The following is a 10,660-nucleotide window of genomic DNA, read 5'->3' as shown; positions in this document are numbered from 1 at the left end:
GGTCGGGATCCGGGTAGTCGAAGGTGGCTTCGGCGCGGTCTGGGGTGATGGTGAGGTGCGCGTGGTCCCAGGATTCGTCGGTGTGGTCGGACATGGCGGCCAGGAGGTGCTTGACGGCTTCGGTGAGGTCCAGGTCGATGGAGTGGTCAGCGGTGGCTCGGGACTCGCGCTGTTCGCGGTCCTTGCGGTCCTCGTCGCTGTCTTCCTCGATGACGAGGTCGCCGGTTTCGGTGACCGTGATCTCGACCTCGAGAGGTTCCTCGGCGGGGTCGCGGTCCTCCTCGTCCTTCTCGTGTTGTTTGCGGAACTTGTCGAAGGCCTTGCGGGCGACCGTGATGAGGGGCGGTTCGTTGTCGTCCCCGGGGAGCTCCACGTCGGCGAACCGCGCGGTGAGGCGTTTGGTGCGCCCTCCGGCGTCGCGTTCGGCGAGGTCGCCGGTTCCGCCGGTGGCCTTGTTGCGGTCGGCGGAGTCGCTCGACGGGCGGTCCGTCGTCCGCGGGGAGCCGACGAGGCGTTCGGCCCAGGCGCGGGCTCTCGGGGGTGCCATCGACAGGTAGTGGGCGGCAGCCTCGCAGGCACGGGCGGCCGCGTCGAGTTGTTGCGCGGCGACCGTGGCCCGGCCGTGGGACGCCATCAGGGCGACCTGTGCGTTCTCGCGGCAGCGGTCGGCGGTCCGTCGGAGGTGCTGGACCACCTGCGGCACCTCGTCGAGGCATTCGACCAGACCGCGCGCGACCCGCTGCAGGTCCGAAACCATCTGTCTAGATCTGGTCGGCGTAGCTCTTGCATCCGGCCGAGGCGATCTCCAGGGCCTCGGCGGCCTGTTCGACGGCCTTGCCGGCCGCGTCCAGGATCTCGGAGATGTCCCGGTCGACGCCGGTCGCCGTACCGGCGATCAGGCTCTCCACCTGCTGGCTGTGCTGGGTGAAGCGGAGCTTGAAACCGGCCAGGCCGCCGGCCGCCTGCTTGGCCTCCATCGAGACCTGGTGCAGCTGTTCCTTGAGCCGCTGTACATCGGACATGATGACCCTCTTCCCTAACGACGCTTCTTCGGCAGCACGATCGCCGTACCGGACACGACGACCGGCACCAGGATCGCGAGCCACCAGGGCAGCCCGGAGGCCATCACGGCCACGACCACGACCGCACCTCCCCAGCCCCACCACCGGGCGCCCGGAAGGCGCGGCAGGCCGAGCACCCGCGACGCCGCCAGCATCGTGACCGCAGCGATCGCGGCGGCCTCCACACCGGCCAGGAACGACCGCGTGACGACCCACACCACCACGAACCCGACCAGCGTCAGGGCCGCGCTGACGGTACGGCGCTTGCGGCGCTCCTGGAGAGCCCGGGCGTCAGCGCGGACCTGTTCGAGCTGGTCGACGGCCTCAGCCAGTTGCCTGGTCAGCCGGGCCGCCGCCGACTCCAGGTCGGTCAGCCCGCAGATCTCGGGGACGACGATGTTGACCCGCCTGCCCTCGGCGGGCAGGCCGGCCCGTTGCAGACTGGCGGCTGCCTGCTCCGCCAGCGCGTTCAGCCGGGCTTCCACCGTCCGGCCGCGCTCGGCCATCGCATCCGCCTCGGCCAGAGCGGTCGCCTCGGCCTTGGACTTGTGCGCGGTCAACCGGTCCTGCGCCTGCTGCGCGTCCGCGCGGGCTCCCGCGACCTGCCGCAGCGCCCGGGCGTACTCCGCCCACTCCTGCTCTTCCGTTCTCATCGCCGTACCAACTCCACCGCGCGATCCACTTCGTCGGACCGCAGTGCCGCAAACGGTACGACGACCTGCGCCTCAGGATGCAGTCCGTCCCACAGGAGCGCCCGGTGCGGCTCGGAGGCCCATCGCACGAGCGGCCCACACACTGCCCGTACGCCGTCTTGTGGGTGCCTGAGGAACACGTGGGTCGCCACGTTCGCACGCCCGTAGCCGAGGTGCTCGGTGCACACGTGCAGCCGGTTCCACCAGCCGAACGTGATGAGTCCTTGCGCCGGCCCGTCGCGGACGATGTCCTGCAGCGCGTTCGCCGGACTCTCGAAGAAGCCCTCGGCGTGCAGCTGCATTCTCGGCACGCCGTGGAACCCGAACCCGAGCAGGTAGGTCTCCCCGCCGACCTGACCGTTGCGCACCGTGTCGCGCAGTGAGAACAGCCGCGGTGCGATGTCGTCGTGCTTGTCGACCGTTTCGACCTCACACCCGAGTTGCCGCAACGCCTGGATCAACGCACCCTTGCCATCGGCAACATCCGGCGACGAGTTGGTCCCGTCCATGAGGACGAAGCGCGGCGGGTTCACCGCGGCGGCCGCGGTGGACAACGCCAGACCACTCAGTACGCCGAGCGCGTCGACCGGACCGTCACCCAGCACGAGTACGCCGGCTCCCGGCTCGGGCCGTACCTCGACCGGCACCGGCGCCTCCGTCACCGCGATCGGCAACCCGGTCCACGGCCGCCCCGGCTCCGGCTTCACCGCGGCCGCGGTGTCCGTCAGCCGGGCCGGCTCGGCGAGATGGAAGACCCGCGGCGGATGCGTCGTCCCGGACTTGATCCACAGCTCCCGGCGCAGGTCGTCCAGGACGGGCTTGTCCGCGAAGCTGACCAGGACGTGCTGGTTGTCGTCGGGCGAACCGAAGTTCGCGTTCAGCACGGCCTCGCCGCGAAACTGCAGCTCCGCGGCGGCCGTGTTCCCGTTCCGCAGGATCGCCTGTGCGTCGGCGGGCGTGGTCTTCAGGGCGATCCGGTACGGCACCTGGCCGAAGATCGAGTCCCGCCGGGTCGACAGCCGCTTGACCCCCTCGATCGTCTGGGTCGCGAGGACGACGTGCACGCCGTACGCGCGTCCCAGCCGGACCAGCCGCTCGAGCAGCTTCGCCGCCTCGTCGGCGAGCTCGTCGTCGTCCTCGAGCAGCACCTGGAACTCGTCCAGGACGACCAGGAGGCGCGGCGGCCGATCGGGGCCGGGGGCAAGCTCCGCGATGTCGGCGACGTTGCCGTGCGACTTGAAGATCTCGCTGCGACGGGCCAGCTCGTCCGACAGATGACGCAGTACGGCGAGACCGAACGCGCGGTCGCTGTGGACTCCGAGCACGCGCACGTGCGGCAGCCAGTGCTGACGCTCCGCCGCCGGACCCAGGGCGGAGAACTCGACGCCGTGCTTGAAGTCGAGCAGGTACATCTCCAGGTCGGCCGGGGCGTACCGGGCGGCGAGACCGTGGATCATCACCAGCAGCAGGTTCGACTTGCCCTGACCGACCGCGCCGCCGACGAGGACGTGCGGCAGCGCCGGGTTGCCGCTGCGCAACCGCACCAGCGCCGGTGTCCGGTCGTCGTACCCGATCACCGTGCTGAGCTCGTCCTTGACCGGTTGCCACCAGGCCGAGCGGTCCGGCAGCGTCCGGTCGAAGTCGATCGTCGGCAGGACGGCGATCTCGGCCAGCTCGGCCACCACGTCACAGATGCCGGCGGCAACGTTCGCGTCGAACGGCGGGTCGAGCTTCGCCGGTACGCCGGGCAGTTGCGCGACCTCGACCCGTTCGCCTGCGATGGCAACGGGCGTGAGCATGTCGAGCAACTGCTTGGTGTCGACGTCGTTCTCGGGTGTCATCGACGGGTCGTGGTGGATGAGGAAGCAGATGCCGCGCTCGCCACCGGTCGCCGCCAGCCGGAGCAGGTCGCGCTGGGCGAGCGTGTCGATGCCGGCCGGGTAGTCGAACAAGACGATCAACCGGTAGGGGTCGGTCACCCGGCCGGTCTCGCGGATCAGGTCCTCGAAGCGCTTGTGCCCGAGTTGCGCCTGCCGGCTGGCGCGCAGCGACGAGACGTCGACCAGCCCGGACAGCACCGAGTGCAGCTGCTCGGCGGTGTGCGTTGCCCTGGGCACCAACTGCGGGTACTTCGTGGTCAGGTGACCCAGCAGCCCCATCGTCCCGGTCAGCCGGGGGTCGAAGGCATCGATCCGGAGCCGGAACGGTTCGGCGGCAGCGACCAGGCGCAACGCCACGCTCTGCAGGAGTCTGCGGGCGGACTCGTTGCGGTCGGCGGTGACCCGCCAGCCGTTCGTGCGCAGGAGGGGCGCGGCGACCGGCGTACCCGGGTCGAGCTCCCCCACCCGCACGTACGACGGGATGCCGGCGCCGACCAGTTGACGCGACCGCCAGCGCGCGTCGTTCGGCGGGACGGACGCGAGACCCGGTGCGAGCCGGTCCGCGAGCAGGCGGGCCCTCGGCTCGGCCTCGGCGAGCGCTTCGGCGGTCCTGGCATCGACCAGTCCGCGGGACTCGCGGCGGGCGATGGCGGTCTGTTCCTGGAGCTGACGGTGCAGCTGAACTGCGCGCTGGTGCTCGCCGTGCGTCAGCCGGCGGGCGTTCTCCAGCAGTTGCCCCAACGCGTGCTGGAGACCGCGGATCCGGGCTTCCAGGAGCTCCGGCGAAACCGGTCCGGGCGTACTTCCCCCGTCAGGCTTCTCCGTCACGAGCACCGTCCTTCCACTTCTGCCCCGCGACACCATTTGCCTGGTGTAACCATGTCACACCACCAGCCCCTGGCGTCACTCCAGGCATCAGTAGTCTCACGACTCAGTCGGGGGGCGACGATCTCGAGTTCGTAGCCGTCCTGGTTGTGCAGGAAGGCGGCGTAATGCCGCGGGCCGCCGGCGTAGGGGTGGCGGTCGGGGAACATCAGCGTCCAGCCGTGGCCGGCGGCCTCGGCGACGATCGCGTCGACCTCGGCGCGGCCGGCGGCGTTCAGGGCGAGGTGGTTCATCCCGGGCCGCAGCCGGTCGTGCTCCCCGGCCGTCATCGCCGGGCTCTGCTCGACCACCAGGTTCCGTCGGGGGCGATCCAGGTCATCCCGCCGGGCCAGCCGTCACCGTCCTTCCAGCCCAGCCGGTTGAGGATCCAGCCCCAGCTCGTCAGTGCCCGGGACAGCTCCGGGACCCACAGTTCGACGTGATGCACCGCGGCGACCATCGGAGCATTATCTGTGCTCGTCGAAACGGCTCATCACCGCCACCGCGACCAGGCCGGTGACCACCAGCCAGAGCAGCGCCGCGAGCAGCCAGGGCCACCACTGCAGACCTTGCGCGGCCTCGGCCACGGCCTTGCCGAACAGACCGCCGGCGGGCGCGAAGACGAGCACGAGCAGCATCCGCGCGATCGACGTCTCCCTGGTCATGCCTTCATTGTCCGAGCGGATCGTCCGGCCCGCAGAAACCATGGCGTTTCGCGCCCGGTCGCCGTTATGTCGGTGGCAGGGTCTAGCGTCTGCGATGACAGTTCCGAGATCGGGGGATGTGGTGAGCGAGACCCGGATCGAGACGACGGCCTACGGAGCGGCCGCCCTGGATCGCCTGCACGCCGTCGTCGCGCGGCTCAAGGCCGACGATCCGATGAACCCTGTCACCCTCCTCCTGCCGAACAACCTGGCCGGCGTCGTCGCCCGCCGCCACCTGGCAGCCGTCTCCGGCGTCGCCGGGTTGTATCTGGGCACGGTGGGCCGGCTGGCGGAGCAGCTGGCCGCCGGTGCGCTGTCGCCGCGACGCCCCGCGACCCGCCCGATCGTGGCGGCGACCTGGCGGACGGCGCTGTCGAAGGCGCCCGGGATCTTCGAGGAGGTCGCCGAGCACCCGGCCACCATCCAAGCGCTTGCCGCAGCCCATCGGGAGCTGCGCGATCTGTCCGATGCCGCGCTCGAGAAGGTCACCGGCGCCTCCGCGCTCGGCCCGGATCTGGTCAGGTTGCACCGCTACGTGACGTCCGAGCTCGAGCCCGAGTGGTACGACGAGACCGATCTCCTCCGCGCCGCCGCGGCCCGCGTCGATGCCGATCCGGGTCTCGTGACCGAGCTCGGCGCCCTCGTCCTCTACCTGCCCCAGGAGCTCACCCAGACCGAGGCCGCCTTCGTCGAGGCGCTCGGCGCGGCCGCGGCCGACCTCACGGTGATCGTCGGGCTGACCGACGTACGCCGGGCCGACCGGGCGGTCCGGCGGTCGCTGGAACGGATCGGGATCGACCTGCCGACGTCGATCTCGAAGAACTACCCGGTCGCGACCGAGGTCCTGAACGCGTCCGACGCCGACGACGAGGTGCGGTGCGTTGTCCGCGAGGTGGTTGCGTCGCTCGAGCACACACCGGCGCACCGGATCGCGGTCCTGTACTCGGCGGCAACGCCGTACGCACGGCTGCTGCACGAGCATCTCGCCGCCGCCCGGATCGAGGTCAACGGGCCGGGCACGCGACCGGTTCACGAACGCGCGATCGCTCGCACCCTGCTCGAGGTGCTCGCGCTCGTCGACCAGGATCTGCCACGCGCCGACGTGTTCCGGGCGCTGGCGAACGCCCCGACGCGCGACTTCACCGGCGATCGGATTCCGGTGCCGCAGTGGGAACGGATGTCGCGTGCCGCCGGGGTGGTCCGCGGCGACGACTGGGATGCACGCCTCGCCCGGTACGCCGAGTCCGAGCGGCGGACGGCCACGCAGGAAGAGCTGGACGAGGATCCACGGCCGGCCTCGATCCGGCGCGCGCAGTACAACGCCGCCAACGCCGAGCGCCTGCACGCGTTCGCCTCGGAGCTCCGGCGCCGTCTGCACGCGCTCGCCGGGCTGGAGACCTGGTCCGAGCTGGCCGCGGACGTGCTGCAACTCTTCCACGACCTGCTCGGCGACTACTCGTCCCTGCCGATCGAGGAGCAGTACGCCGCCGTCGCGGTGGAGGGGTCGCTGAAGGGCCTGTCGACGTTGGACGAGCTCGGGACGCCGGCCGGACTGACGGTGCTGCGCGACGTCCTGGACCTCGAGCTCCGGCAGTCACTCCCCCGCGTCGGCACGTTCGGCACCGGCGTTCTGGTGGCTCCGTTGTCGGCGAGCATCGGCCTGTCGGTGGACGTCGTGTACGTCGTGGGCCTGTCAGAGGATCTGTATCCGGGCCGGTTCCACGAGGATGCCCTGCTCCCCCACCGGGTCCGGGAGGCGGCGGGGCCCGAGCTGGCGTCGTTCCGGGACCGGCTGGACGAGAAGCAGCGGCATCTCCTGGCCGCGTTCTCAGCCGGCTCGCGGAAGGTGGTGGCGTCGTTCCCGCGCGGCGACCTGCGTCGATCGTCCCGGCGGCTGCCGACCCGGTGGTTGCTCGGGACCTTGCGCGAGCTGACCGGCGACCATGCGCTCGCCGCGACCGAGTGGGACCAGGGCGGGTACGGCGACCGGTTGCGGACGTCGGCGTCGTACGCCGGATCGTTGACGACGGCAACCATGCCCGCGACCGAGCAGGAGTGGCAGGTCCGGGCGATGTCCGCGCGGTTGTGGCTCGACGACCCGGTCGTGGTCCGCGCGCGCGAAGTGCTGCGTGGCCGTGGGAGCAACGCGTTCACCCGGTTCGACGGCGACCTGTCCGGTGTCTCGGGGCTGCCGGAGTACGCGGTGGAGGATCGGATCGCGTCGCCGACGTCACTGGAGGCGTACGCGACCTGCCCGCACGCGTACTTCGTCGAGCGGCTGCTGCAGGTGGAGCCGGTGGAGGCGCCCGAGGACCTGCTCGTCATCTCGCCGATGCAGGTCGGCAATCTGATCCACAACAGCCTCGACGCCTTCGTGTCCCGGTTGGCCGGCTCGCTGCCGGCGTACGGCGAGCCGTGGTCGGCCGAGCAGCGGTCGTTGCTGCTGGCAATCGGTGCGGACCTGGCCGACCAGTTCGAGGCGGAAGGTCTGACCGGACATCCGCGGCTGTGGCAGCGGGAGCGGCTGCGCATCCTCGGCGACCTGATGGTGCTGCTGAACGACGACGACGGCTGGCGGGCCGAGCGGGACGCGTCGGTGGTCGCGTCGGAGCTGCGGTTCGGGTTCGACGGGGAGCCGCCGGTGGAGATTCCGGTGCCGTCGGGGCGGGTGCTGCTGCGCGGCAGCGCGGACAAGGTGGATCTCGGCCGGGACGGCACGATCTACGTCACGGACGTGAAGACCGGCGGCTTCTCGCGGTACGAGGCGATCGAGTCCGACCCGGTCGCGGGCGGCACGAAGCTGCAACTCCCGGTCTACGCGTACGCCGCGCGCGCCCGCCTGGGTGAACCGTCGACCCCGGTCGAGGCGTCGTACTGGTTCGTCCGCAAGGGTGGGAAGCGGATCCCGGTGCCGCTGACGCCCGAGGTCGAGGCCCGGTACGTCGACACGCTCGACGTCATCGTGTCGTCGATCGCGGCCGGTTACTTCCCGCCGAAGGCGCCGGAGGTGCCGGACTTCCTCTGGGTGCAGTGCCCGTACTGCAACCCTGACGGGATCGGCCACAGCGAGGTGCGAGCGCGCTGGGACCGCAAACGCCACGACCCGGCGCTGGAACGGCTGGTCCGGTTGATCGACCCCGGTGCGCTCGAGGAGGCCGGCGATGAGTGAGGTGTTGCTGGACAGCGAGGCGCGCGAGCGGATCCAGTCGGACACGTCGGCGACGCTCTTCGTCGAGGCCGGCGCCGGATCCGGCAAGACGCATGCGCTGGTCGACCGGGTGACCACGCTGGTCCTGCGCGACGGCGTACCGCTGCGACGGATCGCCGCCGTCACCTTCACCGAGAAGGCCGGGGCCGAGTTGCGGGACCGGCTGCGGGTCGAGTTCGAGAAGGCGCGGAAGGGCCCGGCGCGGGCGCTCGCGGACGCGGCGCTGGACGACCTGGACTCGGCGTCGATCGGGACGCTGCACTCCTTCGCGCAGCAGCTTCTGCTCGCCCATCCGATCGAGGCCGGGCTGCCGCCGCTGATCGACGTACTCGACGAGGTCGGGTCGTCGGTCGCCTTCGAGGAACGCTGGGCGGAGCTGCAGCAGCAGGTGCTGGACGACGACTCGATCGCGGAACCGTTGCTGCTCGCGATGGCGGTCGGGGTCGAGCTCAAGCACCTGCGGTCGCTGGCGCGACTGTTCGGCAACGACTGGGACCTGATCGCCGAGCGCGTGCTGGTCGATCCGCCCGAGCTGGTGTCGATGCCGGACCTCAGCGGCCTGGTCGCCGCGGCCGCGCAGATCGGCGGCGTGGCCGAGTCGTGCCTGGATCCCGAGGACCGGTTGCTGCCGAGGGTGCAGCAGATCCGGGAGCTCGGGGTGATGCTGGACGCCGCGACCGACCAGGAGACGCAGCTGGCGATCCTGCAGACGTTCCGCGGCTTGAAGGTCGGCCGGATCGGGCGCAAGGAGAACTGGCCGGACGTCAACCAGGTGCGCGGCGACTGCACCGAGGTGGTCGACGTCGCGGGGTCGCTCGTCGAGCTGCTGCTCGATGCTTGCCTGCGGCATCTGTCGCACTGGATCGCGGACCGCGTGCTGGAGTCGGCCCGGCTGCGGCGGGAGGAAGGGCGGCTCGAGTTCCACGACCTGCTCGTGCTGGCCCGTGATCTGCTGCGGCGGGAGCCGTCGGTGCGGGCCGCGCTGCAGGAGCGGTTCGAGCGGTTGCTGCTCGACGAGTTCCAGGACACCGACCCGATCCAGATCGAGCTGGCGGTGCGGATCGCCGGCGGGGCCGAGGCGGACGCCGACGACTGGCGCGACGTGGAGGTGCCCGCGGGCCGGCTGTTCGTGGTCGGGGACCCGAAGCAGTCGATCTACCGGTTCCGGCGGGCGAACATCGCGACGTACCTGACCGCTCAGGACCTGCTCGGCGAGACGGTCGCGCTGACGACGAACTTCCGGACGGTGTCGCCGATCCTGGACTGGATCAACACCGTGTTCGGTTCGTTGATCCAGCCGCACGAGGCTGCTCAGCCGTCGTACCAGTCGCTGGCGCCGCATCGCGCCGGTCCGTCCGCGAACCCGCCTCGGGTTCCCGAGCCGCAGCCGACCGACGTCAGCGGCGACCAGTTGTCGTTGCTCGGCGACCTGTTCGAGGACTCGTCCGCGGATGCGGTCGGCGACCTCGCCACTGTGCTGCCCTTCAGGCGCTCGTCGGACGAGCCCGCTCCACCACCTCTCCAGACCTACGACGAATCCGTCTCCGGGCCGGCCGTCACCATCCTCGGCGCCGAGCCGCACGGCGACCTCCCGCGAGCCCAGGCCTCCGTCCTGCGCGAACGCGAAGCCACCGACGTGGCCGCCGTCGTCGAGCAGGCACTGACCGAGGGCTGGCTGGTGTACGACGACCGCACGCAAGCCTGGCGTCCCGGGGAAGCCGGCGACATCGCCGTCCTGGTGCCGGCGCGGACGTCGTTGCCGTTCCTCGAGGACGCGCTGGACCGCGCGGACATCCCGTACCGCGCCGAGGCCAGCTCTCTCGTCTACCAGACGGCCGAGGTCCGCGACCTGCTCGCCTGCGCCCGCGCACTCGGCGACCCGAGCGACCAGCTCGCGCTCGTCACCGCGCTGCGCTCGCCGCTCTTCGGCTGTGGTGACGACGATCTCTACGTCTGGAAGCGATCCGGCGGCTCGTTCACCCTGACCGCGCCGGTTCCGGACGGGTTGCTGACCCACCCGGTCGGCGAGGCGATGGAGTGGCTCCGGCGGACACACTACGCCGCGCGCTGGCTGACTCCGAGCGAAGTACTCGCGAAGATCGTCACCGACCGCCGGATGCTCGAGGTGGCCGCGATCGGGCCCCGGGCGCGGGACGCGTGGCGCCGGGTCCGGTTCGTGGTCGACCAGGCGCGGGCGTGGTCCGAGGTGGAGCACGGCGGTCTGCGTTCGTACCTCGCCTGGGCCGCGCAC

General features: G+C 71.2%; 8 protein-coding genes and 1 pseudogene. 2 read left to right on the top strand and 7 right to left on the bottom strand.

Annotated features, from left to right (window positions below; genetic code table 11):
- The 7 genes and pseudogenes from E1218_RS32555 to E1218_RS32530 all read right to left on the bottom strand — a co-directional run.
- Positions 1-757, bottom strand: a pseudogene (locus E1218_RS32555) (hypothetical protein); the annotation flags it as partial.
- Positions 758-761: 4 nt separating this feature from the next.
- Positions 762-1,022 carry a hypothetical protein gene (locus E1218_RS32550; RefSeq protein WP_132209572.1) on the bottom strand — a complete coding sequence of 87 codons (261 nt, stop codon included), beginning with the start codon at positions 1,020-1,022 and terminating at the stop codon, positions 762-764.
- Positions 1,023-1,036: 14 nt separating this feature from the next.
- Positions 1,037-1,714 (bottom strand): hypothetical protein, encoded by a 678-nt coding sequence (locus E1218_RS32545; RefSeq protein WP_132326885.1) that lies wholly within the window; start codon positions 1,712-1,714, stop codon positions 1,037-1,039.
- A complete protein-coding gene (locus E1218_RS32540; protein WP_233712620.1) occupies positions 1,711-4,461 on the bottom strand; it encodes an FtsK/SpoIIIE domain-containing protein in 2,751 nt (916 codons plus the stop codon). Before E1218_RS32540 ends, E1218_RS32545 begins: the two co-directional genes overlap by 4 nt.
- Positions 4,458-4,808 (bottom strand): VOC family protein, encoded by a 351-nt coding sequence (locus E1218_RS37610; RefSeq protein ID WP_233712619.1) that lies wholly within the window; start codon positions 4,806-4,808, stop codon positions 4,458-4,460. The genes E1218_RS32540 and E1218_RS37610 overlap by 4 nt, the downstream gene beginning before the upstream one ends.
- Positions 4,784-4,957 (bottom strand): VOC family protein, encoded by a 174-nt coding sequence (locus tag E1218_RS37605; protein WP_233712618.1) that lies wholly within the window; start codon positions 4,955-4,957, stop codon positions 4,784-4,786. Before E1218_RS37605 ends, E1218_RS37610 begins: the two co-directional genes overlap by 25 nt.
- Positions 4,958-4,964: 7 nt before the next feature.
- Positions 4,965-5,162 carry a hypothetical protein gene (locus E1218_RS32530; protein WP_132326883.1) on the bottom strand — a complete coding sequence of 66 codons (198 nt, stop codon included), beginning with the start codon at positions 5,160-5,162 and terminating at the stop codon, positions 4,965-4,967.
- A gap of 94 nt (positions 5,163-5,256) precedes the next feature.
- Here E1218_RS32530 and E1218_RS32525 point away from each other — a divergent pair, with 94 nt between their 5' ends.
- Both E1218_RS32525 and E1218_RS32520 read left to right on the top strand, forming a co-directional pair.
- Positions 5,257-8,370, top strand: a complete 3,114-nt coding sequence (locus E1218_RS32525; protein ID WP_233712617.1) for a PD-(D/E)XK nuclease family protein — start codon at positions 5,257-5,259, stop codon at positions 8,368-8,370.
- Positions 8,363-10,660, top strand: a 2,298-nt coding sequence (locus E1218_RS32520; protein ID WP_165949516.1) for a UvrD-helicase domain-containing protein, incomplete at its 3' end; no start/stop codon positions are given. The genes E1218_RS32525 and E1218_RS32520, both read left to right, overlap by 8 nt.

Source organism: Kribbella turkmenica (assembly GCF_004348725.1).
Classification (GTDB): Bacteria; Actinomycetota; Actinomycetes; order Propionibacteriales; family Kribbellaceae; genus Kribbella; species Kribbella turkmenica.
This window is presented reverse-complemented; position numbering and strand designations above follow the sequence as displayed.